We start from the raw sequence: 22,358 nt of genomic DNA on the forward strand, positions 1-22,358 counted from the left end.
TACGAATTGCCTTTTCGGCAATCGAATATTCTAAACATGGTGCTTGTCGCAATGGAAGTCGGCGCCTAGCATGGCACCATGAACGCTCACACCGCCCTCACCCGCCTCGCGACTGCCGGCTGCCTCGTGGCGGCCGCGCTGGCCGCGCCGTTCACCGCCTTCGCGGCCGACTACCCGACCAAGCCGATCACTCTGGTGATCCCCTTCCCGCCGGGCGGTGCCACCGACGTGCTCGGCCGCGTGATCGGCCTGCGCCTGGGCCAGGCGCTGGGCCAGCCGGTGGTGGTGGAAAATCGCGCCGGCGCCGGCACCGTCATCGGTGCGGCCTACGTCGCCAAGGCACCGGCCGACGGCTACACGCTGCTGGTGAGTTCGGGCACCACCTTCACGGTGAATCCGGCCATTCGCAACAACCTGCCCTACGACCCGGTCAAGAGCTTCGACCCGATCGGCATCACCGGCCGCACCAGCCTGATCCTGCTGGCCAACAAGGACGTGCCGGTCAGCACGGTCAAGCAGTTCGTCGACTACGTGAAGGCCGCGCCCGGCAAGTACGCCTACGGCTCCTACGGCAGCGGCACCACCGCGCAGTTCGCTGGCGAGACGGTTTTGTACGCCGCCGGCCTGAAGATGACGCACGTGCCCTACAAGGGCAGCGCGCCGGCCATGACCGACCTGATGGGCGGGCAGATCCCGTTCAGCGTCGACACCGTGTCGGCCGCCATTCCGCAGCTCAAGAGCGGCAAGATCAAGGCCATCGCCGTGACGGCGGCCAAACGCTCCGCCCTGCTGCCCGACGTGCCGACGATGGCCGAGAGCGGCTACCCGGACATCGACATGGACACCTGGCTCATCCTGGCCGCGCCGAAGGGCCTGCCGACGGACGTCGAGACCAAGCTGGAGAAGGCACTGGCCGTCACCATGGCCGACGCCGACACGCGCGCCAAGCTGGTCGCGCAGGGCTTCGAGCCCGCCTACAGCAACGCGGCCGCCTCCGCCGCACTGATCAACCGCGAACTGCCGGTGATGCGCGCCCTGGCCGTGCGCGCCAACATCACGGCGGACTGAGGTTCATGAGCAAGCTCGTCGAAACCTCCGCCGTCGAACTCCGCCGCCTCATCGGCCGCAAGGCGATCTCCCCCGTCGAACTGCTCGATGCCTGCATCGCACGCATCGAAGACCTCAACCCGCACGTCAACGCCGTCACCGCGACCGCCTTCGAGCGCGCGCGCGTCGAAGCCCGAGCGGCCGAACACGCCGTGCTGGCCGGCGAGCCGCTCGGCCTGCTGCACGGCCTGCCGCTGGGCGTGAAGGACCTGGAGCCGACCGCCGGCCTGCTGACCACCTGGGGCTCGCCGATCTACCGAGCCCATGTGCCCACCGAAGACATCGTGCTGGTCGCGCGACTGCGCGAGGCCGGCGCCATCGTCGCGGGCAAGACCAACGTGCCCGAGATGGGCGCAGGCGGCAATTCGCGCAACGTGGTGTGGGGCGCGACCGGCAACCCCTTCGACCCGAACCTCAACGCCGGCGGCTCCTCCGGCGGCTCGGCCGCGGCGCTGGCCTGCGACATGCTGCCGCTGTGCACCGGCTCCGACACCGGCGGGTCGCTGCGCATTCCGGCCGCCAAGTGCGGCGTGGTCGGCTTCCGCCCCTCGCCAGGCGTGGTGCCGAGCGTGCGCAAGCTGCTGGGCTGGACGCCCATCTCGGTGGTCGGCCCCATGGGCCGCAGCGTGGAAGACGCCTGCCTGCAGATGGCGGCGTCCGCCGGCATGCATGCGGGCGACCCGCTGAGCTATCCGCTCGACCCGCTGGCCTTCCTCAAGCCGCAGGACATCGACCTCAGCCGCCTGCGCGTGGCCTACACCGAAGACTTCGGCACCTGCGCCGTCGACGACGACATCCGCGCCACCTTCCGCCGGAAGATCGCCGCGATGAAGCACCTGTTCGCGCGCTGCGACGAAGTGCGCTTCGACCTCGGCGAGGCGCACCGCTGCTTCGACGTGCTGCGCGCCGAAGCCTTCGTCGCCGGCATGCACGCCGCCTACCAGCAAGACCCGGCCAGCCTCGGCCCCAACTCGCGCGCCAACTACGAGATGGGTGCACGCATGTCGCTGCCCGACAGCGCCTGGGCGCAGGCCGAGCAGACCCGGCTCATCGCCCGCTTTCAGCAGACCTTCGCCGAGTACGACCTGGTGCTCTCGCCCACCACGCCGGTGTCGCCCTTCCCATGGACGCAGCTCTATGCCGACACCATCAACGGCGAGCCGCAGGAGAATTACTACCGCTGGCTCGCGCTGACCTACGTCGTCACGCTCGCGACCAACCCGGCCATGACCCTGCCCTGCGGCGTCGACCACCGCGGCATGCCTTTCGGCCTGCAGGTGGTGGGCGGCTTCCGCGCCGACGCGCAGGTGCTCGGCGCATCGCATGCGATGGAACAGGCCTTCGCGGCCGCCCCCGAACTGCGCCGGCCGCGGCCGGATCTCGCGAAGCTGCGGGCGTCGGTGGTGGAGCCTGCACTGCGATCGATCGTGACCGCGCCGCCGGTGCTGGACGGCCCGGGTGGCTCGCAGAAGGTGACCTCGGCGGTGTGACCAAGGGCGGTGCGGCTCACAGCGTGACCCGCACCGTGGTCCCACCCCCATGCGCGATGTGCAACGCCGCCCCGATGGTGCGGGTGCGCTTCTCGATGCTCTGCAGGCCCTGGCCCCGACGCACCTGCGCGACGTCGAAGCCGGTACCGTTGTCGCGGATCTCGATCGAGAGGCGCCCGTCGATCGTCGCGAGCGTGACCGCGATCTCGGTGGCGCCCGAATGGCGCATCGCATTGCTCAGGCTCTCCTGCATCACGCGCAGCAGCGACAGCGCCTTGGCCGCGTCCACGGTGTCGTGCGCATCCAGGCCGGCGCTGTTCCAGCGCAGCACGATGCCTGCGGCACGCAGCCGCGGCTCCATGCGAAAGCGCAGGTTGCCGGCCATCACCGCGAAGCCGTCGTCGCTGCCGGCCAGGCTGTCGATGGCCAGGCGCAGGTCATCGATGCATTCGCGCAGCAAGGCGCTCGTCTGCGATGCGTCGAGTGCGCCGCGCTCGCTCAGTGCGAGCGAACTGACCAGTTGCGAGCCGAGCCCGTCGTGCATGTCCCGCATGATGCGTCGGCGCTCCTGCAGCGCGGCGCGCTCGCGTTCGCGCTGCTGGTCCAGGTCGTACAGGCGCTGCAGCGCCGCCTGCTGCTCGCCCAGCTTGCGCGCCATCAGCTCGTTCTGATGGCGCTGGCCGACCAGGAAGTCTGCGAAGTCCTTCACCAGCACCGCCACCATGGCCGTGAACCACAGCGGCGAGATGGCCTGCGCCGAATAGCCGATGGGGCCGAAGACGCTCGCGCCGGTGGCCGACATCGCGAGGTCGGCACTGCCGGCCAACATGCCCGCCAGCGCGGCCAGCAGGTAGACGCCGCGCCGCCAGTTCCAACGGCGCATCAGCAGGCGGGCCAGGCGGGCCAGCGGGTACAGCCCCAGCGCGACGAGCGTGCCACCCCAGTAGGCCTCCAGTGCATTGGAGTCGGTCGTGTCGTGCACCCACAGGTTGAACACGTACCACGCCGGCCCGACGGCGGCCCACGCGAAGCACAAGCGCCCGAAGAACGGGTGACGCGGCTCGGTCTCCAGCCACAGCACGGCCCAGCAACAGCCGGCCACGCCCGCGATGCCGATCAGCCGCGCCAGGTGCCAGTACGGGTACAGCGCCGCAGGCATCGACGGCAGCAGGTAGGCAAAGCAGACATTGGCCCAGCTCAGCGCGGTCAGCCCCATCAGCAGGTAGCGCAGCTCGTGCCGGCGCAGCGCGTAGATGCCCATGAGGATGGCGGCATTGACCAGCGCGAAGTCCAGCCCCACCTGCGCCATCGTGTTCTGCCAGAACAGGCGCCGCTCGTAAGCCGCCCGCACCACGTCGGCCGGCCCGACGAAGGCCGCGGCGACGTGCTGGATCGAATCGTGCGTGGCCCATTCCATCTCGAGGCGGTTGCGGCCATCGCGCAGCAGCTCGACCGGCACCACGAACATGAAGGGCCGCACATTGAGCACCGCTGTCCGCGGCGTCGAGGTCGGCACGTCGCCGACGATCACGCCGTTGATGCGCACCCGTGCACCGTCGCTCAGCTGCCGGTGGTACAGCGCCCAGAGCGGTGCGACCGACCGGTCGACCAGCTCGAAGTCGGCTTCGAGGCCGAAGCGTCGAAAGCCGCGCGGCTCGAGCAGTCGGCGCGCCGGGAGCTGCGTGATGGCCTGCGTGCCGCCGTTGTCCAGGTCATGCAGCGTCACATGCCGGATCGGCACGATGTGCCTGTCGTCCTCGGCGTTCGCCGATGCGGGCGCGATCGCGAGCACGACCGCCAACCACAGACCGCGCAGCATGCGCATGACCTTCAGAGGATGCCGCGCTGCCGGGCTTCGTACACGGCTTCGCTGCGCGACTTGACCTGCAGCTTTTGGTAGACGCGCCGCAGGTAGGCCGTCACCGTGTGCCAGGAGAGCGAGAGCACCTGCGCCACTTCGTCGTAGGTCATGCCCTTCTCGATCAGTCGCAGCACCTCGAGCTCGCGCTTGCTCAGCGGGTTGTCGTCGCCCGGTTGCAGATCGATCGTCTGCGGGCTCAGCCGCCGGATCAACGAGCGCGCCACCGAAGGGCTGATGGGCGACCCGCCTTCATGCAGTTCGACGATGCGCTGGGAGACTTCGCTGCCGGGTGTGTCCTTCAGCAGGTAGCCCATCGCGCCCGCCTCGAAGCTGGTCAGCACATGCTCCTCGTCGCCGAACACCGTGACCACCATGGCCAGCGCCTCGGGTTGCTGCCGGACGAGCCAGCGGATGAAGTCGCGGCCGTCGCGGTCGGGCAGGCCCAGGTCGACCAGGTAGACATCGGCGGGGCGACGAAGCACCCGTTCCATCGCCTCGGCGGCGCTGCCGGCCGAGAACTGCCAGGCCAGCATCGGATGGGCGCGCACGGCATCTTCGAAGTGGCGACGCACGTCAGGCTCGTCCTCGACGATGGCGACCGCGATGGGAAGCGCGTCGCGGTCACCAGGGCGGCGAGAGCCGGCGTGTGGGTTCATGGCGCTGTTCGCGAATCGGAGCCTCGTACGCTACCGCGATGGCCGCATACCGGCCATCCGCCGAATGGCATCGGACAAACGCTCAGGCCACGCGGCATGCCGCACGGCCGTCGACCAAGGCCAGGATCTCCGGCAGCCGTGCATCGACGGCGCGTCGCCCTGCCTCGCACAGCGAGGGCATGGCGCCGGTTTCCCACAAACCCACGTGCCGATCCAGCGCGAGCTCGAGCGACACGATGCGCTGGCCATTCGCGCGTGCGGCGTCCAGGCGCGCATGCATCAGGTTGTTGATCAGCGCCGTCGTCGCCTGCGCCGCCATGCGGGACGGTCGATCGGCACGGCGTGGCATCGCACCGTCGAAGCCGAGCGCGATCACCACGTCGGCATCGCGCGCCGCGTGCACCGGCAGCGGATCGGAGATCACGCCGTCGACCAGCCGTCGGCCGTCCACCAGCACGCTCGGGAAGATGAAGGGCACCGCCATGCTGGCCAGCAAGGCGCGGGTCAACAAGCCGCGTGTCAGCACGAGCTGCTGGCCGCTGACCGCGTCGGTGGTGGCGACCCGCAGCGGCGTCGGCAGGTCTTCCAGGCGCAGGCTGGAGAACGCGCTTTCCAGACGCTGCGCGATCAGGCTGCTGTCGCGCAACGAGAAATCGACGTCGAATCCGGTCAGGCGCGGCGCCACCAGCTGAGGATAGGCACGCCAGCGCTTCTCCTGCGTGAGCTCGGCGGACCAGAGGTCGACCGCCGTGGCCAGCGCGTCCTCGGCACTCATGCCCATCGCGATGGTGGCGCCGAACAGCGCGCCGGAACTGCATCCGACGATGACGTCCGGCCGGATGCCCTCGCGGGCCAGGCGGTCGACGATGCCGACGGCCGCGATGCTGCGCACCCCGCCGCTGCCGAGCACCAGCGCCACACGCGGCGCACCATGGTGCCCGCTCACGGTTGCACCGCCTCGCGATGGAGCGCATCGACCGACAGCGCGCGCCAGTCGGACAACTGGTCCGTCGACGCGTCCCAGTCGGCGCGAAACAGCGCGCGGCCTTCGCGGTGCATGACCAGCGCGATGGCCGCGGCCCGCGTGTCACCCTGGTCGGCCAAACGGACGAACTGCCCGTAGGCCGCGGCGAAGCGCCCCCGCCGGAAGTCGTCGACGGCACGGTCGAACGCAGCGCGCTGCGTCGCCATGGCTGCATCCTGCGGGATGGCAAGCGTCGCCGCATGCGCGCGGGGCGGCGCGACCCAGGGCGAGATGGCCAGCAGCACGCCGAACGCCAGTGTCGGCACGGCACGTATCAGGCTGTTGAAGGGGGTCATCGATCGGTCTCCTTGGAAATGTCTGAACAGGCTGCCGATTGTTCAGAGGCCACACGGTGCCGTCTGCACCCATTGCTTGCGGTCCTAGACCCTCAGGCGTAGCGATCGTTGGTGACGGCAAATGCGCGCGACAGAATGCGTGTGCCCTGACATGCTTCTGCCCATGCGAATCAGCGATCACGTGAAGACCTGGGCCCGACGAATCAAGCGCGACGGCGTGACGCTTTGGTTTGCCCGCAAGCATCCTCGAACCCCCTGGCACGCGAAGGCCTTGGGTTTTTTCGTCGTGGCCTATGCGCTGAGCCCCATCGACCTGATTCCAGACTTCATTCCGGTGCTGGGCTACGTCGATGACGTGCTGCTGCTGCCCGTCCTGATCTGGTTGGCCATCCGGCTGCTCCCGCCCGAGGTGCTCGCGGAATGTCGTGGCCAGGCCGAAGCGTGGATGCAGACCAGGGGCTCGAAGCCGAGCAGCCGCGCCGGGGCCCTCCTCATCGTGGTCCTGTGGCTGGCCTTGGGGGTGGCCACCTGGCTATGGCTCGAGCCGCACCTGCACAGGGTCGGCTGACGCATCGGCTCGGCGGACGCACGACCACAGGCGGCGCGACAGCACGGCTACGTCACCTGCTACTTCACCTGCTGCTTCCCCAGCTTGCGCGCCAGCGTGCGGCGGTGCATGCCCAGGCGGCGCGCGGTCTCTGAAATGTTGAAGCCGGTCTCGGCCAGCGTTTCGTGGATGCGCTCCCACTCGAGCGTCTTGATCGAGGTCGACCGGTTGGTGAGCTCGACCTCGGTGCTCCCCAACGCGCGGCCGAAGGCGGCTTCGATGTCGTCGGTATTCGACGGTTTGGCCAGGTAATGGCAGGCGCCCAGCTTGATGGCCTCGACGGCGGTGGCGATGCTGGCGAAGCCGGTGAGCACGACGATCAGCATGGCCGGGTCGTGCGCATGCAGTCGCTGCACACACGCCAGGCCCGAGGCCTCTCCGCCGAGCTTCAGGTCGACCACCGCATAGGCGGGCGAGACGGCCGCCTTCAACAACGCGTCCACCTCCTCGAGCCGGGTAGCCAGCATCACGACATAGCCGCGCCGCTCGAAGGAGCGACCGAGCGTGCGCGCGAAGGCCGCGTCGTCCTCGACGATCAGCAGGCGGCGCGCGGGCGGCGCAACGTCGGGGTCAGTGGGCATTCGGTTCCTTCTCTTCCAGGATGACGGCGGTCAGGGGCAACGAGATTCGCACCACCGCACCGCCATCGGGCGGGTTGTATGCGCTGACGTGGCCGCCGAGCGTGCGCAGCACGTTGACGACCAGGAACAGCCCGAGGCCGGCGCCCGGGCGACCCTTGCTCGACTGGTAGGGCTTGCCCAGCTGCGCCAGCATGTGCGGCGGAAAGCCGGGGCCGGCGTCGTTCACCGTGAGCAACAGGCGCCCGTCCAGGCGTTCGACCACCAGTTCCACGCGATGCGGCGAAGCCTCCAGGGCATTGTCGAGCACGTTGTGGATGGTCTGCTTCAGCGCCGAATCGGAAACCATGGGGAGGTCGTGGCCGAAGCGGTTCTCGTACCGGAAGGATGTGGCGGTGACGGGCCGGCTGCCGCGCCATTCCTGCACCAGATCGTCGAGAAAGGTGACGACCGTGGTGGCCGCCGACGATTCGCCGCGCGCCTCACCCGCCGACAGCAGGATGCCGCTGACGATGGTCTTGCAGCGTTGGAGCTGTGCCTGCATCTCGTCGACTTCCTGCAGCAGTTCGGGGTTCGACGTGAACGCCGGCATGTGCTTCCAGTCCCCCAGGATCACCGACAGCGTGGCCAGTGGCGTGCCCAGCTCATGCGCCGCGCCGGAAGCGAGCAGCCCCATGCGCACGATGTGTTCTTCTTCCGCGGCGCGCTGCCGCAACCGGGCCAGGCGGGCATCGCGCGCGCGCAGGTTGGCGTTGATCCGCGTGATGAAGATCAGCAGCAGCGATGCATTGAGCGCGAAGCACAGCAGCATGCCCTGGATGTAGGGGCTCGCCAGGCCACGGTCGAGGTCGAGCGGCAGCGCCAGCGGCCGCGAGAAGAGTGCGAGCCCGATCAGACACAGGCCGGTGATGACCACCAACGCGGCGCTGGCCCAGGCCTGCAGCAGCACCGCCCCCAGGATCACCTGCAGCAGGAAGAGCGAGGCGAAGGGGTTGGTCGCGCCGCCGCTGAGGTACAGCTGCGCCGTGAGCGTCGCGACGTCGACCAGCATGGCGACGAAGAGTTCGGCGTTGGTCGCTTCGCGCCCGGTGCGCCAGCGCAGCAGGCTCGCCACGTTGAAGCCGATGAGCGCCGCCAGCACGAAGAGCATCGGCTCCAGTGGCAGCGGGATGCGGAAGCCGTAGTGCGCCACTTCGATCGTGACGATCTGGCCGAACACGGCGAGCCAGCGCAGCTGGATCAGCTGCTGCATGTTCTTCAGCCGCGTGCGGTCGCCGGCCGCATTGTCCGGGTGGTCGGCCAGGTGGTCGGCCGGCCCCTTGCCCGGCAGACCCGGGGCCTCAGTCGTGCGCGGCATCCTTGCTTTCGGGATCGATGGAGCGTCCATTGTCCCCAATGTGGCGGCGCCGCAGCCGGCGCTCGTCGCGTGCCACATAGCCCGCCGCCAGCGCGACCATCAGCGCCAGCCCGTACCAGGTCAGGGCATAGACCAAATGGCTGTTGGGAAAGGCGATCACGGTCAACCCACCCACCGGGAAAGTATCGGGCGCGCCGGCGTCGGCATCGATGAAGTACGGCGCCACCGCACCCTGCCCGGCCAATCCGCGCGCTGCGGCGATGGCCGGGAGCTCGCGCGAGAACCAGCGGTTGGCGGCTGGGTCGTTGCGCCGGGGAAAGAAGCCGCCGCGCTCGCTCATGCGCAGGAAGCCGGTGACGGTCACGGGGCCGGTCGGTGCCGGGCCGCGCGCCGACGGCTCGCGCCGCTCCGGTGGCACGAAGCCTCGGTTGACCATCACCAGGCTGCCGTCGGCCGCGCGCAGCGGCGTGAGCACCCAGAAGCCCGTGCCGATGGCCGTCGACGCCATCACCAGCGTTTCGCGCTCGTGCATGAAGGTGCCGCTCAGGCGCACGCGGCGGTATTCGTCACGGGCCGCATCGACCTGTGGCCAGGCGGCCGGCGATGGCGCATCGACCGGCGCGGCACGCACGCGGGCATCGACACGCTCGATCAGGTCGAGCTTCCAGGCGCGGCGTTCGACCTGCCAGATGCCCAGGGCGACCAGTCCGCAGAAAACAAGGAGCGCCAGAAACGCCAACGCGGCCAGAACGGCCGCGGAGCGCGGGCCGCGTTCGGCGGCCGGGTCGGCTTGCGGGTGCAAGCTCAAGGCATGTTCTTCATGTCGTGCATCGACGGCATCATGTTGTGGTTGAGGTGGTACATCACCCACAACGAGCCGGCCAGCGTGATGACCACCAGCACGAGCGTGAAGATCAACGCCAGCATCGACCAGCCGCCTTCGACCTTGGTGTTCATGTGCAGGAAATAGATCATGTGGACCACGATCTGCACTGCCGCGAACCCGAGGATGACCAGGGCCGTGGTGCTCGAGCTCTCGAACACCTTGCCCATCACCAGCCAGAACGGAATGACCGTGAGGATGACCGACAGCACGAAGCCGATGGTGTAGCCCTTGACGGTGCTGTGCGGCCCTTCGTCGTCGTGGTGATCGTCGTGAGCGTGCGCGTCGTGGTTGTCTTGATGTGCGCTCATGGCAACACTCCCATCAGATACACAAAGGTGAAGACGCCGATCCAGACCACGTCCAGGAAGTGCCAGAACATCGACAGGCACATCAGGCGGCGGCGGTTCTCCATGATCAGACCATGGCGCGACACCTGCACCATCAGCGTGACCAGCCAGATGAGGCCGAAGGTAACGTGCAGGCCGTGGGTGCCGACCAGCGTGAAGAAGGACGACAGGAAGGCGCTGCGCTGCGGCACCGCGCCAAGGCTGATCAGGTGGTGGAACTCGTACAGCTCCAGTCCGATGAAGGCCGCGCCGAACAGGCCGGTGATGCCCAGCCACACGAGCACCTGGTTCACCTGCTTCTTCTGCATCGCGATCATGGCGAAGCCATAGGTGATCGACGACAGCAACAGCATCGAGGTGTTGAGCGCAACCAGTGGCAGGTCGAACAGGTCGGCGCCCGAAGGCCCGGCCGCGTAACTGCGGCCCACCACCGCGTGCACGGCGAACAGGCACGCGAAGATGAGGCAGTCGCTCATCAGGTAGAGCCAGAAGCCCAGCAGCGTGCCGTTCTCCGGGTGGTGGTCGCCAGGGACGTAGAAGCGCTGGTTGTCGGGCGCGTGGACGTCGCCCGAATGCAGAGTGGCGGCGGTATCAGACATGGCTGGCGAGGATGCGGGTACGCAGGCCTTCGGTACGGACGACTTCGTCCGCATCGATGTGGTAGTCGCGCTTGTAGTTGAAGGTATGGAAGATCGCGGTGCCGATCAGCAGCACCACACTGAGAATCGCCAATGGCCACATGTGCCAGATCATCGCGAAGCCGAACACGGTGCTCAGGCCGGCCAGCACGATGCCCGCCCAGGTGTTCTTGGGCATGTGGATCGGGCGGTAGCCCTGCAGCGGACGCTCGTAGCCGCGCTTCTTCATGTCCGACCAGGCGTCGTTGTCATGGATGACGGGCGTGAACGCGAAGTTGTAGGCCGGCGGCGGCGACGAGGTCGACCATTCCAGCGTGCGGCCATCCCACGGGTCGCCCGTCCAGTCACGCAGCGATTCGCGGCGGCGGTAGCTCACCACCAGTTGCACCAGGAAGGCACCGATGCCCAGCGCGATCAGGAAGGCGCCGAAGGCGGCGATCTGGAACCAGATCTGCAGCGACATGTCCTCGAAATGGCTCATGCGGCGCGTGACGCCCATCAGGCCGAGGATGTACAGCGGCATGAAGGCAGCCCAGAAGCCGACCAGCCAGAGCCAGAACGAAACCTTGCCCCAGAAGGCATCGAGCTTGTAGCCGAAGGCCTTCGGGTACCAGTAGTTGATGGCGGCGAACAGGCCGAACAGCACGCCACCGATGATCACGTTGTGGAAGTGGGCGATCAGGAACAGGCTGTTGTGCAGCACGAAGTCGGCCGGCGGCACAGCCAGCAGCACGCCCGTCATGCCGCCGATCACGAAGGTGACCATGAAGCCGATGGTCCAGAGCATGGGCACTTCGAAGCGGATGCGGCCGCGGTACATCGTGAAGAGCCAGTTGAAGATCTTCGCCCCGGTCGGGATCGAGATGATCATCGTCGTGATACCGAAGAAGGAATTGACGCTCGCGCCGGAGCCCATGGTGAAGAAGTGATGCAGCCACACCAGGTACGACAGGATGGTGATCACCACCGTGGCGTAGACCATCGACGCATAGCCGAACAAGCGCTTGCCCGAGAAGGTCGAGACGATTTCCGAGAACACGCCGAACAGCGGCAGGATCAGGATGTACACCTCGGGGTGGCCCCAGATCCAGATCAGGTTCACGTACATCATGGCGTTGCCGCCGAAGTCGTTCGTGAAGAAGTTCGTGCCGACATAACGGTCAAGCGAGAGCAGCGCGAGCACGGCGGTCAGCACCGGGAAAGCGGCCACGATCAGCACGTTGGTGCACAGCGCGGTCCAGGTGAACACCGGCATCTTCATCATGCCCATGCCCGGCGCGCGCATCTTGACGATGGTCGCGAGCAGGTTAATGCCCGACAGCAGCGTGCCGACCCCCGCGATCTGCAGCGACCAGATGTAGTAGTCGACCCCGACGTCGGGGCTGTGCAGGATGCCCGAGAGCGGTGGATAGGCCAGCCAGCCGGTCTTGGCGAACTCACCGACGAACAGCGAGGCCATCACCAGCACGGCGCCGCTGGCGGTCATCCAGAAACTGAAGTTGTTCAGGAACGGGAAAGCCACGTCGCGCGCGCCGATCTGCAGCGGCACCACGTAGTTCATCAGGCCGGTCACCAGCGGCATCGCCACGAAGAAGATCATGATCACGCCGTGAGCCGTGAAGATCTGGTCGTAGTGGTGCGGCGGCAGGAAGCCCTGGTTGTCGCCGAAGGCCATGGCCTGATGCATCCGCATCATGATCGCGTCGGCGAAGCCGCGCAGCAGCATGACGATGCCCAGCACCATGTACATGATGCCGATCTTCTTGTGGTCGATGCTGGTCAGCCAGTCACGCCACAACGTGCCCCACACCTTGAAGTACGTGAGCGCGCCCAACACGGCGGTGCCGCCGAGGACGACGGCCACGAAGGTCGCGAGAAGAATCGGGTCGTGCAGCGGGATGGCTTCCCAGCTGAGCTTGCCGAAGATGAGCTTCGTGAGGTCCAGAGATTCGAACATGGGGATCCGGAAAAGCGATTACAGCGGTTGCGTGGCAGCGGGCACGGCGAGCGGGAACGCATCCACGGGATCGTTCACGGAGCACATCGCGCCCACGTAACTGCGCGGGCGGCCCAGTTCGGCATCGGGGGTCAGGCCCAGGCGGGCGCGGGTGGCGGCGTCCATCGAGGCGACGTTGAAGGCGCCGGGCACGCCCTGCCCTCCGTTGGCGTCGATCGCCATGATGTCCTTCATGCACATGCGATTGGCCTCGACGCAGCGGTTCAGGATGGCGTCGTAGAGGCCGGGGGCGACCGTCGCGAAGCGGCGCACCGGGTCGCGCTCGCTGGGCTTCTCGAGCTGCAGGTAGGTCCCGCGGGTGAGTTCGACGCCCGCCGCCTTGTTGCTCTGCACCCACTTGTCGAAGTCGGCGTCATTGAGCCCATGGAACTTGAAGCGCATGCCCGAGAAGCCGGCGCCGCTGTAGTTGGCGGAGAAGCCTTCGTACTCGCCGGGCTTGTTGATCACCGCGTGCAGCTTGGTTTCCATACCGGCCATGGCGTAGATCTGCCCGGCCAGCGCGGGAATGAAGAAGGAGTTCATCACCGTCGAGGAGGTGATCTTGAACTGGATGGGGCGGTCGACCGGCGCGGCCAGTTCGTTCACCGTCGCGATGCCCTGCTCGGGATAGAGGAACAACCACTTCCAGTCGAGCGCCACCACTTCGACCACCAGCGGCTTGGTGTCGGCCGGGATCGGCCGCTGCGCGTCGATGCGCGCCAGCGGGCGGTACGGGTCGAGCGCGTGGGTGCTGATCCAGGTCAGGGCGCCCAGCGCGATGATGATGAGCAGCGGCGCGCCCCAGATCGCCAGTTCGAGCTGGGTCGAGTGGTCCCAGTCGGGCAGGTAGGTGGCTTCCTTGTTCGACTGGCGGTACTTCCAGGCGAAGAACAGCGTCAGCGCGATCACGGGAACGATGATCAGCAGCATCAGCACCGTCGAGATGATGATCAGCCGCCCCTGTTGCGACGCGATGTCGCCCGACGGGTTGAGCAGCACCATGTTGCAGCCCGCCAGCAAGCTCAGCGGCAGCAGGAACAATACGCGCGGAATCTTGATGGAAGGCATGCCAGGGATTGGGGGCTTGTAATTGGGCTGGAAGACTGCGAATCTACGCCGAACCACACCCGACCGGCATTGGACGTTTTGTCCTACGGTGTCGGAAGTCGCCCAGTACGACGCTAAGCTCGGCAATGTTCCGCATCGGGTTTCGACGTTCGAATGCGCCGATTTTCTTGGGTTTTTGCAAAGATCTCATGACCACCCCCGCTATCGCACCACAAGGCAGCCAAATTGGCCAGAGCACCAATTCCACCGGAAGGGACATCGCCCATTCGGTGGGTGGCGACACGGAACACGTCGACCCCAGCGACATCGCCGTCGGCGTGGTGATCGGCCGGGCGTCCGAGTATTTCGACTTCTTCGTCTACGGCATCGCGTCTGCGCTGGTCTTCCCGGCGGTCTTCTTCCCCTTCGCCGACAGGCTGACGGGCACGCTCTACGCCTTTGCCATCTTCTCGCTCGCCTTCATCGCCCGGCCTTTCGGCACTGCGCTGTCGATGAGCATCCAGCGCCGCTACGGCCGTGAAGCCAAGCTGACGGCCGCCATCTTCATGCTGGGCACCGCCACCGCCGGTATCGCCTTTCTGCCGACCTACGACAGCATCGGGGTCACGGCGATCGTCTTGCTGGCGGTGCTGCGGATCGCGCAGGGCATCGCGCTCGGCGGCAGCTGGGACGGCCTGCCCTCGCTGCTGGCGATGGCCGCACCGCAGAACCGCCGCGGCTGGTACGCGATGCTCGGCCAGCTCGGGGCGCCCTTCGGCTTTCTGGTGGCGGGCGGTTTGTTCGCCTACCTCAGCTCCAGTATTCCGACGGAAGACTTCCTCACCTGGGGCTGGCGCTACCCGTTCTACGTGGCGTTCGCGATCAACGTCGTCGCGCTGTTCGCCCGCCTGCGTCTGGTGGCGGCCACCGAATATTCCCGCCTGCTGGACGCCCGCGAGCTGGAGCCGACCGGCATCGTCGAGATCACGCGTGCCCAGGGCGGCAACATCCTGATCGGCGCCTTCGCCGCCTTGGCGAGCTACGCCCTCTTCCACATCGTCACGATCTTCCCGCTGTCGTGGATCTCGCTCTATTCGGAGCAATCGATCAGCAAGTTCCTGGTCGTGCAGGTCATCGGCGCCTGTCTGGCGGCCGTGGCCATGGTCGCGTCGGGCAAGATCGCCGACCGCATCGGGCGCCGCCGCACGCTCGGCAGCCTGGCGGTGGCGATCGCCGTGTTCAGCGGGTTCGCGCCCACGCTGCTCGACGGCGGCAACGTCGGCCAGGACACCTTCATCCTCGTCGGCTTCGTGCTGCTGGGGCTCTCTTACGGCCAGGCATCTGGCACCGTCACCTCGAACTTCGCTGCCAAGTACCGCTACACCGGTGCGGCCTTGACCGCCGACCTCGCCTGGCTGGTCGGCGCGGCCTTCGCGCCGCTGGTGGCGCTGGGCCTGTCGGCCCACTTCGGGCTGGGCTATGTCAGCGTCTACTTGTTGTCGGCCTCGGCCTGCACGCTGACGGCGCTGTGGGTCAACCGCACGCTCGAGCAGCGCGACTGAGCCGCTTCAGCCTAGAAGGCGGCCACGATCCCGTCCGAGCGCGGATCGAAGCCACCTTCGAGGCTGCCGTCGGGCTTGCGCAGCAGGCAGCCGGCGTGCCCGAAGGTCTCGTCGAAGTCACCCAGCACATCGACCTCGTGGCCCCGCGCGCGCAGCGCCGCCACGGTCTCGGCGGGAAAGCGTGACTCCAGCTTGAGCGAGTCGGTGCTCTGGCCCCAGGTGCGGCCGAGCAGCCAGCGCGGCGCGCTCACCGCGTCCTGCGGATTCAGGCCCTGCACGACGGTGCGCGTGAACACGGCCGACTGGCTCTGCGGCTGGCCGTCGCCGCCCATGTTGCCGTAGACCATCGTGCGGCCATCGGCCAGCAGCGCCAGGCCGGGAATCAGGGTATGGAAGGGCTTCTTGCCCGGCGCCAGCGTGTTGATGTGCTCGGGCTTCAGCGAGAAGGACGCGCCCCGGTTCTGCCAGTTGACGCCGCTGCGCGCCAGCACCACGCCCGAACCGAACTCGTGGTACACGCTCTGGATCATCGAGACCGCACGGCCCTCGCCGTCGATCACGCCCATCCACGCCGTGTCGGCCGGACCCTTGCCGGCGCCCCACCGTGCCGCGCGTGCCATGTCGATGCGCGCGGCCATCGCGTCGAGCGCGGCCGGCGTGAGCAGTTCGGCCGCCGCGATGCGCATGTGGGCCGGGTCGGTGATCTCGCGGTCGCGCACCGCGAAGGCCTGCTTGACCGACTCGACCGCGGCATGCACGTAGTCTGCGCTGAGGTGGTCGAAGCGCTCGATGCCCAGGCGCTCCATCAGGCCCAGGATGATCAGCGCCACCACGCCCTGCGTCGGCGGCGGCATGTTGAAGATGCGGCCGTGGCGATGCGCCAGTTCGAGCGGTTCGCGCAGCAGGCCGTGGTGCGCCGTGAAGTCCGCCAGGACGAGCGGGCTGCCGGCACGCTGCAGGTCTTCGGCCATCGTGCGGGCCAGGTCACCACGGTAGAAGTCGTCGAGGCCGGCGCGCGCCAGATGCTCGAGCGTGGCGGCGAGCCGGGGCTGGCGGAACAGCGTACCGGTCGACGGCAGCTCGCCGCCCGGCATGTAGGTTTCTGCGAAACCGTGCACACCTTCGAGCTCCGCACGCTTGCCGCGCACCGTGCGCGCCAAGCTGGCCGTGACCGGCGCGCCGTGCGTGGCGTAGTCGATCGCATCGGCCATCAGGCGCGACAGCGGCAGTCGCCCGCCCAGCCTGTCGCGGCTCAGCGCGAGCGCCTGGTCCCAGCCGCTGATCGTGCCGGCCATGGTGATCGCAGCCGAGCCGCCGCGAAAGGGAATGGCCGATTGACCGGCGTACTGGTCGCGATTCACGCCCAGCGCTGCCGCGCCCGAGCCGTCGATGGCCACCACGTCGTGCGCGCCGCCGGCCGTGGGCGTCGACACCAGCCAGAAGCTGTCGCCGCCGATGCCGTTCATGTGCGGGTAGACCACCGCGATGGTGGCGGCCGCGGCCACCATGGCTTCGAGCGCATTGCCGCCCTCGCGCAGCACGGCCAGGGCGGATTGAGAGGCGAGCGAGTGCGGCGCGACCGCGATGCCGCGGCGGCCCTGGATGGCGTTGGCCATGACGGATCCTTCTGTGGGTTGAAACGGGAACGGGCAGCGCGCCCGTTCCGACCCTGAGAGGTCCGCAAGTTCCGTGCGCGCGCCGCGATGTTAAGACGCGCGCGCCGTCGCCATCACTCCGCCTGAATGCCGGCCGCCTTCACGATGCGGCCCCACTTCTGCGATTCGGCGGTCTGGAATTTCGCCATCTCTTCGGGCGTGGTGGTGAAGACCTCGGTGCCGGTCGGCTGGTAGAAGGCCGCCTTGGCGGCCTCGCTCTTCGCGGCCTTCACCAGCAGTTCGTTCAGGCGCTTGACCACGGCAGGAGGCGTCTGGGCCGGTGCATAGGCCGCGAACCAGTAGCCCATCTCGTAGCCCTTCACGCCGGCTTCGGCGATGGTCGGCACCTCGGGCGCCAGCGGCGAGCGTTGCGCGCTCGACATGCCCAGCGCCCGCAGCTTGCCCGACTTGACCTGGGGCAGGCCGGTGGTCGTGTCGGTGATCATCATGTTGATCTGGTTGCCCAGCAGGTCGGTCACGGCCAGCGTGTTGCTCTTGTACGGCACGTGCAGCAGCTTGATGTCAGCCATTTGCTGCAGCAGTTCGCCGGCCATGCGGCTGGACGAACTGCCGCTACCGAAGCTGTACTTGCCCGGCTCCTTCTTGGCCAGCGCGATGAACTCGGCCACGGTGTTGGCCGGGAACGACGGGTTGACCACCATGATCTGCCCGCCCTTGCCCAGGCCGGTGATCGGTGCAAAGTCCTTCACGGGGTCGTAAGGCAGCTTCTTGTAGAGGTGCTCGTTGGCCGCGTGCGTGGTGTTGGTGGTGATGAGCACCGTGTAGCCGTCGGCCGGCGCCTTGGCCGCGAACTGCGACGCGATGAAGCCACTGGCGCCTGCCCGGTTGTCGATGACCACCGACTGCTTGGTTTCGGCCGTGACGCCGTTGCCGATGGCGCGCGCGATCTGGTCGGTGGCGGTGCCGGCCGCGAAGGGCACGACGAAGGTGATGGGCTTGTCTGGGAAGGCCTGTGCCTGGCTCAGCGCCGGCGCCAGGGCCAGCGCGGCGGCAGCAAGGGCGAGGGTTGGAATGCGGTTCATGGGTCTTGTCTCCTGTGGTTGCGAAAAGGGGTCAGCCTTCGGGGGGGCCGGCGAGCAGGTGCTGCAGATCGGCCGGCACGTCGATGCGCAGGTCGAGCAGCAGAAAGGACAGCGACTTGCCGTGCGTGTCGAGGTTCAGTGCGTCGTTCACGCCGCCGTCGAGCACGGCGTCGAGCACGATGTTCATCGCGTGCAGCGTCGGCAGTAGAAAGCGCTGCACACGGCTGGGCGCCCGGTGGCGGAACTGCGAGGCCACGGCTTCGGGCGTGACCTGCTCCACCAGCACCGGCCACAGCGCCGGGTGCCAGGCGATGACGCTGATGTTCGAGCGGTCGCCCTTGTCGCCGGTGCGGCCGTGAGCGGCGCGGTAAAGGGGAACGGTGACCACGGTCATGGGGCGTCCTCCACCATCGCGAAGCCGACCGGCACGCGCTCGCGCGGCAGCAGGCAAGAGATCGTGTTGAGCCGCGGCGTCAGCGCGGTGCGCACGCCGCCACCGCCCGCGGGGCCGCAGGTGTAGAGCGCCATCACCTCGCGGCCCAGGCGCTCGGCCTCGGCACGGTCGGCATGGGCGGCCGCCACGCGCAGACGCACGTCGCGCGCGCTGCTGTCGGGGGTGTCGGCCAGCGCACGGCCGGCATCGTCGGCCAGGATGCTGAGGGCGCCGATGAGGTCGACGCGCAGGTCGAGGCCGACGAGCCGCTTGCGCAGAACGTCCGCCGCCAGTCGTGCACGTCCCTCGGCCCGCGGGCCGGCGTACGAGATCTCGCCCTCGGCCAGCCAGCCGCCTTCGTGGCAGACGTTGACCTTGTAATGCGTGGGCCGCGTATGGCCGCGCACCCCGGTCAGCGCCACGCGGTCGTCGCCGAGCGCCTGCACCTCAGCCTCGCCGATGTCGGCCACCACGTCGGGCGTCAGGTAGGCGGCCGGGTCGTGCACTTCGTAGAGCAGTTGCTCCTTCACCGTCGCCTCGGTCACGAAGCCGCCGGTGCCGTCGGACTTGCCGATGGTGCAGCGACCGTCGGCCGCGATCTCGGCGATCGGGAAACCGACGTTCTCGAGCCCCGGCACGTCCTTGTAGCCCGGGTCGGCGAAGTAGCCGCCGCAGACCTGGGCGCCGCATTCCAGCAAATGGCCGGCCATGGTCGCGCGGCCGAGCACGTCCCAGTCGTCGGGCGACCAGCCGAAGTGCGACATCGCCGGCCCGACCGTGAGCGAGGGGTCGGCCACCCGGCCGCACACCACGATCTGCGCGCCGGCATCGAGCGCAGCGGCGATCGGCTCCGCGCCGATGTAGGCATTGGCGCTGACGATGCGCAGGCCGTCCATCGCGGCGCCCAGCGTCTCGTGCAGCATCGCCTGATGCGCCGGCGCCGACAGGTCGTCGCCCTCCACCACCGCGATGCGCGGCGCGGGCTGGCCGAGTTCACGTGCCATGCGGGCGATGTGCCGGGCCGCAGCACGCGGCTTGGCCGCACCAAAGTTGCTGACGATGCGGATGCCGTGCGTCAGGCACTTGGTCAGCACCGGGCGCAGCAGCGCATCGAGCAAGGGCTCGTAGCCGGCCTCGGGGTCGGTGCGGCGGCGCAGTTGGGCCAGCGCGAGCGTGCGCTCGGCCAGGGTTTCGAAGATGAGGAAGGCGCGCTGGCCCGGCGGGCCGTCCGCCAATCGGGCGACCAGCGTGTCGACCACGGGGCCTGACGCATCGGTGCGGTCGCCCGAAAAGCCGGCGGCGCAGCCGATCAACAGAGGTGCGTGCACGGGCGATGCCGAAGGGGCCTGTGATGTCATGTCTCCGATGTCTCGCTTCGGGTGTTGTGGCACCAATGTAGGCTCGCCACTCCCATCCGTAAAATCGAAAGTTCAGATCGATTCATTCGAAAGACAGATCACGCCATGAAGACACCCGACCTCACGGCGCGCCAGCTGCGGGCCTTCGCCGCGCTGGCCGAGCAGCGCAATTTCACCCGCGCGGCGCAGCGGTGCCACCTGTCGCAGCCGGCCTTCAGCGCGCTCATCCGCACGCTCGAAGAGGCGCTGGGCACACGCCTGTTCGACCGCGACACGCGCAGCGTGCAGCTCACGCCCGAGGGCCGGCTGTTCGAAGGCGCGGCGCGGCGGCTGCTCGACGACATGCGCGGCGCAGTCGCCGACCTGGCCGACCATGTCGAGCGCCGCAAGGGAAGGGTGCGCGTGGCCGCCCTGCCCTCGCTGGCCGCCGGCTGGCTGCCGGCGGTGTTCGCCGAATTCATGGCCGCCTGGCCGGGCATCACCATCGACCTGGACGACGCGCTGTCCGACGCCTGCATCACGCGCGTGCGCAGCGGCGAGGCCGACTTCGCGCTGGCTTCGTCGGGCGCCGGCACCGCCGCCGCCAGCGATCTGCGCGGCCGCAAGCTGTGCAGCGACCGCTTCCACCTGGTGTGCCGCGCCGACCACCCGCTGGCCGACGAGGCGCGCCTGAGCGCCCGCAAGCTCGCGCCCTACCCCTTCATCCAGATGGCGCGTCACAGCAGCGTGCGCCAGTCGCTCGACGCGGCGCTGCACCCGCTACGGCTGAACGCCGTGTTCGAGGTGGAGCACCTGGCCACCGTCATGGGGCTGGTCGAAGCCGGCCTGGGCATCAGCGTGGTGCCGGCGCTCACGCTTTTCCACTTCCGTCGCGAATCGCTGGTGACACGGCCGCTGCCGGTGCCGGGCTTGATGCGCACGGTGTATCTGGTGCAGCGGCGCGAGGGCAGCCTGTCGGTGGCGGCACAGACCTTGCACGACCTGATCGTCGCGCGGCTGGGCAAGCTCGTCCTCTCATGAGCCCCCGCCGATAATCGAACGCCCCTCAACGACCCCACGACAAGGCATCTGTCCATGCTCGACCTCCTCGTGCGCAACGCCACCCTCCCCGACGGCCGCACCGGCATGTCGATCGCCGTGCAAGGCGGCCGCATCGCCGAGGTCACCGAAGGTCTTGATGCGCCTGCGCACGAAACGCTCGATGCACACGGCCTGTTGGTCGCGCCGCACTTCGTCGACCCGCACTTCCACATGGACGCGACGCTCAGCTACGGCCTGCCGCGCGTCAACGAGAGCGGCACGCTGCTCGAAGGCATCGCGCTGTGGGGCGAGCTCAAGCCGCTGTTGAAGCAGGAAGCGCTGATCGAACGTGCGCTCGCCTACTGCGACTGGGCCGTGGCCAAGGGGCTGCTGGCCATTCGCACGCATGTCGACACCAGCGATCCGAGCCTGCTGGCGGTCGACGCGCTGTTGGAGGTCAAGCGCCTCGTCGCGCCCTACCTCGACCTGCAACTCGTCGCGTTTCCGCAGGACGGCGTGCTGCGCTCGCCGGGCGGCATCGACAACCTGAAGCGCGCGCTCGACAAGGGTGTCGACGTGGTGGGCGGCATTCCGCATTTCGAGCGCACCATGGCCGACGGCGCGGCCAGCGTGAAGCTGCTGTGCGAGATCGCGGCCGAGCGCGGGCTGCTGGTCGACATGCACTGCGACGAATCGGACGACCCGCTGTCGCGCCACATCGAGACGCTGGCCTTCGAGGCGCAACGCCTGGGCCTGCAGGGCCGCGTGACCGGCTCGCACTGCACGTCGATGCACAGCATGGACAACTACTACGTGAGCAAGCTGCTGCCGCTGATCGCAGAGAGTGGCGTCTCGGTCATCGCCAACCCGCTCATCAACATCACGCTGCAGGGCCGCCACGACAGCTACCCCAAGCGCCGCGGCATGACGCGCGTGCCCGAGCTGATGGCCGCCGGCGTGAACGTCGCCTTCGGCCACGACTGCGTGATGGACCCCTGGTACGGCATGGGCTCGGGCGACATGCTCGAAGTCGCGCACATGGGCCTGCACGTGGCGCAGATGACCAGCCAGGCCGGCATCCGCCGCTGCTTCGACGCGGTGACGACGAATGCGGCGAAGGTCTTCCACCTGCCGGCCTACGGGCTCGAGGCGGGCTGCGATGCCAGCTTCGTGCTGCTGCAGGCGCGCGACCCGGTCGAGGCGATCCGTCTGCGCGCCACGCGGCTGAAGGTGTACCGGCGCGGCCGGCTGCTGGCCGAAAGCCCTGCGGCCACCGCCACCTTGCATGTGGCGGGCCGGGTCGGCACGACGTCTTTCATGCCGGTTCGCGGAAGCGACGCGCCGATGCCGCGCTAGATTGTCATCAGAAAGTCTTCGCGCCCTTGTCCCACGCAGAA

The 22,358-nt window shown here is 68.3% G+C and carries 21 protein-coding genes; 6 read left to right on the forward strand and 15 right to left on the reverse strand.

Going from position 1 to position 22,358, the window contains the following annotated elements:
* The first annotated feature begins 78 nt into the window (after positions 1-78).
* Together ACSFA0_RS13365 and ACSFA0_RS13370 are read left to right on the forward strand one after the other, a co-directional pair.
* Positions 79-1,068, forward strand: a complete 990-nt coding sequence (locus ACSFA0_RS13365; protein WP_435450648.1) for a Bug family tripartite tricarboxylate transporter substrate binding protein — start codon at positions 79-81, stop codon at positions 1,066-1,068.
* Positions 1,069-1,073: 5 nt separating this feature from the next.
* On the forward strand, positions 1,074-2,597 hold the full coding sequence (locus ACSFA0_RS13370; protein ID WP_435450649.1) for an amidase: 1,524 nt from the start codon (positions 1,074-1,076) through the stop codon (positions 2,595-2,597).
* A gap of 16 nt (positions 2,598-2,613) precedes the next feature.
* Here the strand turns inward: ACSFA0_RS13370 and ACSFA0_RS13375 are convergent, their stop codons facing one another.
* The 4 genes from ACSFA0_RS13375 to ACSFA0_RS13390 all read right to left on the reverse strand — a co-directional run bounded on the left by ACSFA0_RS13375 (position 2,614) and on the right by ACSFA0_RS13390 (position 6,434).
* Positions 2,614-4,422, reverse strand: coding sequence for a sensor histidine kinase (locus ACSFA0_RS13375; protein ID WP_435450650.1), 1,809 nt, complete (start codon positions 4,420-4,422; stop codon positions 2,614-2,616).
* 5 nt (positions 4,423-4,427) lie between these two features.
* Positions 4,428-5,114 carry a response regulator transcription factor gene (locus tag ACSFA0_RS13380; RefSeq protein WP_435450651.1) on the reverse strand — a complete coding sequence of 229 codons (687 nt, stop codon included), beginning with the start codon at positions 5,112-5,114 and terminating at the stop codon, positions 4,428-4,430.
* Positions 5,115-5,196: 82 nt separating this feature from the next.
* Positions 5,197-6,060 carry a patatin-like phospholipase family protein gene (locus tag ACSFA0_RS13385; protein WP_435450652.1) on the reverse strand — a complete coding sequence of 288 codons (864 nt, stop codon included), beginning with the start codon at positions 6,058-6,060 and terminating at the stop codon, positions 5,197-5,199.
* Entirely contained in the window at positions 6,057-6,434 is a 378-nt protein-coding gene (locus ACSFA0_RS13390) for a hypothetical protein (RefSeq protein ID WP_435450653.1), read from the reverse strand. Before ACSFA0_RS13390 ends, ACSFA0_RS13385 begins: the two co-directional genes overlap by 4 nt.
* Positions 6,435-6,597: 163 nt before the next feature.
* Between ACSFA0_RS13390 and ACSFA0_RS13395 the strand changes: the two genes are divergently transcribed.
* Positions 6,598-7,002: a YkvA family protein gene (locus ACSFA0_RS13395; RefSeq protein WP_435450975.1), complete on the forward strand. Its 405-nt coding sequence runs from the start codon at positions 6,598-6,600 to the stop codon at positions 7,000-7,002.
* 59 nt (positions 7,003-7,061) lie between these two features.
* On the opposite strand, the gene ACSFA0_RS13400 is transcribed toward ACSFA0_RS13395, so the two are convergent.
* The 7 genes from ACSFA0_RS13400 to cyoA are packed head-to-tail and all read right to left on the reverse strand — an operon-like array spanning position 7,062 to position 13,911.
* Positions 7,062-7,622, reverse strand: coding sequence for a response regulator transcription factor (locus ACSFA0_RS13400; RefSeq protein ID WP_435450654.1), 561 nt, complete (start codon positions 7,620-7,622; stop codon positions 7,062-7,064).
* Positions 7,612-8,976 (reverse strand): ATP-binding protein, encoded by a 1,365-nt coding sequence (locus ACSFA0_RS13405; RefSeq protein ID WP_435450655.1) that lies wholly within the window; start codon positions 8,974-8,976, stop codon positions 7,612-7,614. The genes ACSFA0_RS13400 and ACSFA0_RS13405 overlap by 11 nt, the downstream gene beginning before the upstream one ends.
* Entirely contained in the window at positions 8,960-9,784 is an 825-nt protein-coding gene (locus ACSFA0_RS13410; RefSeq protein WP_435450656.1) for an SURF1 family protein, read from the reverse strand. The genes ACSFA0_RS13405 and ACSFA0_RS13410 overlap by 17 nt, the downstream gene beginning before the upstream one ends.
* Positions 9,781-10,170: a cytochrome o ubiquinol oxidase subunit IV gene (cyoD, locus tag ACSFA0_RS13415; RefSeq protein WP_435450657.1), complete on the reverse strand. Its 390-nt coding sequence runs from the start codon at positions 10,168-10,170 to the stop codon at positions 9,781-9,783. The genes ACSFA0_RS13410 and cyoD overlap by 4 nt, the downstream gene beginning before the upstream one ends.
* Positions 10,167-10,808, reverse strand: a complete 642-nt coding sequence (gene cyoC, locus ACSFA0_RS13420; RefSeq protein ID WP_435450658.1) for a cytochrome o ubiquinol oxidase subunit III — start codon at positions 10,806-10,808, stop codon at positions 10,167-10,169. The genes cyoD and cyoC overlap by 4 nt, the downstream gene beginning before the upstream one ends.
* Positions 10,801-12,804 (reverse strand): cytochrome o ubiquinol oxidase subunit I, encoded by a 2,004-nt coding sequence (gene cyoB, locus ACSFA0_RS13425; RefSeq protein ID WP_435450659.1) that lies wholly within the window; start codon positions 12,802-12,804, stop codon positions 10,801-10,803. The genes cyoC and cyoB overlap by 8 nt, the downstream gene beginning before the upstream one ends.
* A gap of 18 nt (positions 12,805-12,822) precedes the next feature.
* Entirely contained in the window at positions 12,823-13,911 is a 1,089-nt protein-coding gene (cyoA, locus tag ACSFA0_RS13430) for a ubiquinol oxidase subunit II (protein WP_435450660.1), read from the reverse strand.
* 188 nt (positions 13,912-14,099) lie between these two features.
* Between cyoA and ACSFA0_RS13435 the strand changes: the two genes are divergently transcribed.
* Positions 14,100-15,452 (forward strand): MFS transporter, encoded by a 1,353-nt coding sequence (locus ACSFA0_RS13435; RefSeq protein ID WP_435450661.1) that lies wholly within the window; start codon positions 14,100-14,102, stop codon positions 15,450-15,452.
* An 11-nt stretch (positions 15,453-15,463) separates the two neighbouring features.
* Here the strand turns inward: ACSFA0_RS13435 and ACSFA0_RS13440 are convergent, their stop codons facing one another.
* The 4 genes from ACSFA0_RS13440 to ACSFA0_RS13455 form a co-directional block, all read right to left on the reverse strand.
* A complete protein-coding gene (locus ACSFA0_RS13440) occupies positions 15,464-17,068 on the reverse strand; it encodes a gamma-glutamyltransferase family protein (protein ID WP_435450662.1) in 1,605 nt (534 codons plus the stop codon).
* 113 nt (positions 17,069-17,181) lie between these two features.
* A complete protein-coding gene (locus tag ACSFA0_RS13445) occupies positions 17,182-18,150 on the reverse strand; it encodes a Bug family tripartite tricarboxylate transporter substrate binding protein (RefSeq protein ID WP_435450663.1) in 969 nt (322 codons plus the stop codon).
* Between the two features lie 31 nt (positions 18,151-18,181).
* On the reverse strand, positions 18,182-18,544 hold the full coding sequence (locus ACSFA0_RS13450; protein ID WP_435450664.1) for an AtuA-related protein: 363 nt from the start codon (positions 18,542-18,544) through the stop codon (positions 18,182-18,184).
* A complete protein-coding gene (locus ACSFA0_RS13455) occupies positions 18,541-19,941 on the reverse strand; it encodes an acyclic terpene utilization AtuA family protein (protein ID WP_435450665.1) in 1,401 nt (466 codons plus the stop codon). The genes ACSFA0_RS13450 and ACSFA0_RS13455 overlap by 4 nt, the downstream gene beginning before the upstream one ends.
* Before the next feature lie 105 nt (positions 19,942-20,046).
* Here ACSFA0_RS13455 and ACSFA0_RS13460 point away from each other — a divergent pair, with 105 nt between their 5' ends.
* The gene (locus tag ACSFA0_RS13460; RefSeq protein ID WP_435450666.1) at positions 20,047-20,961 is read left to right on the forward strand and encodes a LysR family transcriptional regulator; all 915 of its coding nucleotides are present in this window, start codon (positions 20,047-20,049) and stop codon (positions 20,959-20,961) included.
* A gap of 54 nt (positions 20,962-21,015) precedes the next feature.
* On the forward strand, positions 21,016-22,317 hold the full coding sequence (locus tag ACSFA0_RS13465) for an amidohydrolase family protein (protein WP_435450667.1): 1,302 nt from the start codon (positions 21,016-21,018) through the stop codon (positions 22,315-22,317).
* Positions 22,318-22,358 lie beyond the last annotated feature (41 nt).

The organism is Variovorax restrictus (assembly GCF_051216715.1).
In the GTDB taxonomy this organism is placed as follows: domain Bacteria; phylum Pseudomonadota; class Gammaproteobacteria; order Burkholderiales; family Burkholderiaceae_C; genus Variovorax.

Coding starts and splice junctions, on each gene's coding strand:
- ACSFA0_RS13365 (WP_435450648.1), top strand. CDS start 79: ATGAACGCTCACACCGCCCTCACCCGCCTCGCGACTGCCGGCTGCCTC.
- ACSFA0_RS13370 (WP_435450649.1), top strand. CDS start 1,074: ATGAGCAAGCTCGTCGAAACCTCCGCCGTCGAACTCCGCCGCCTCATC.
- ACSFA0_RS13375 (WP_435450650.1), bottom strand. CDS start 4,422: ATGCGCATGCTGCGCGGTCTGTGGTTGGCGGTCGTGCTCGCGATCGCG.
- ACSFA0_RS13380 (WP_435450651.1), bottom strand. CDS start 5,114: ATGAACCCACACGCCGGCTCTCGCCGCCCTGGTGACCGCGACGCGCTT.
- ACSFA0_RS13390 (WP_435450653.1), bottom strand. CDS start 6,434: ATGACCCCCTTCAACAGCCTGATACGTGCCGTGCCGACACTGGCGTTC.
- ACSFA0_RS13395 (WP_435450975.1), top strand. CDS start 6,598: ATGCGAATCAGCGATCACGTGAAGACCTGGGCCCGACGAATCAAGCGC.
- ACSFA0_RS13400 (WP_435450654.1), bottom strand. CDS start 7,622: ATGCCCACTGACCCCGACGTTGCGCCGCCCGCGCGCCGCCTGCTGATC.
- ACSFA0_RS13405 (WP_435450655.1), bottom strand. CDS start 8,976: ATGCCGCGCACGACTGAGGCCCCGGGTCTGCCGGGCAAGGGGCCGGCC.
- cyoD (WP_435450657.1), bottom strand. CDS start 10,170: ATGAGCGCACATCAAGACAACCACGACGCGCACGCTCACGACGATCAC.
- cyoC (WP_435450658.1), bottom strand. CDS start 10,808: ATGTCTGATACCGCCGCCACTCTGCATTCGGGCGACGTCCACGCGCCC.
- cyoB (WP_435450659.1), bottom strand. CDS start 12,804: ATGTTCGAATCTCTGGACCTCACGAAGCTCATCTTCGGCAAGCTCAGC.
- cyoA (WP_435450660.1), bottom strand. CDS start 13,911: ATGCCTTCCATCAAGATTCCGCGCGTATTGTTCCTGCTGCCGCTGAGC.
- ACSFA0_RS13435 (WP_435450661.1), top strand. CDS start 14,100: ATGACCACCCCCGCTATCGCACCACAAGGCAGCCAAATTGGCCAGAGC.
- ACSFA0_RS13440 (WP_435450662.1), bottom strand. CDS start 17,068: ATGGCCAACGCCATCCAGGGCCGCCGCGGCATCGCGGTCGCGCCGCAC.
- ACSFA0_RS13445 (WP_435450663.1), bottom strand. CDS start 18,150: ATGAACCGCATTCCAACCCTCGCCCTTGCTGCCGCCGCGCTGGCCCTG.
- ACSFA0_RS13450 (WP_435450664.1), bottom strand. CDS start 18,544: ATGACCGTGGTCACCGTTCCCCTTTACCGCGCCGCTCACGGCCGCACC.
- ACSFA0_RS13455 (WP_435450665.1), bottom strand. CDS start 19,941: ATGACATCACAGGCCCCTTCGGCATCGCCCGTGCACGCACCTCTGTTG.
- ACSFA0_RS13460 (WP_435450666.1), top strand. CDS start 20,047: ATGAAGACACCCGACCTCACGGCGCGCCAGCTGCGGGCCTTCGCCGCG.
- ACSFA0_RS13465 (WP_435450667.1), top strand. CDS start 21,016: ATGCTCGACCTCCTCGTGCGCAACGCCACCCTCCCCGACGGCCGCACC.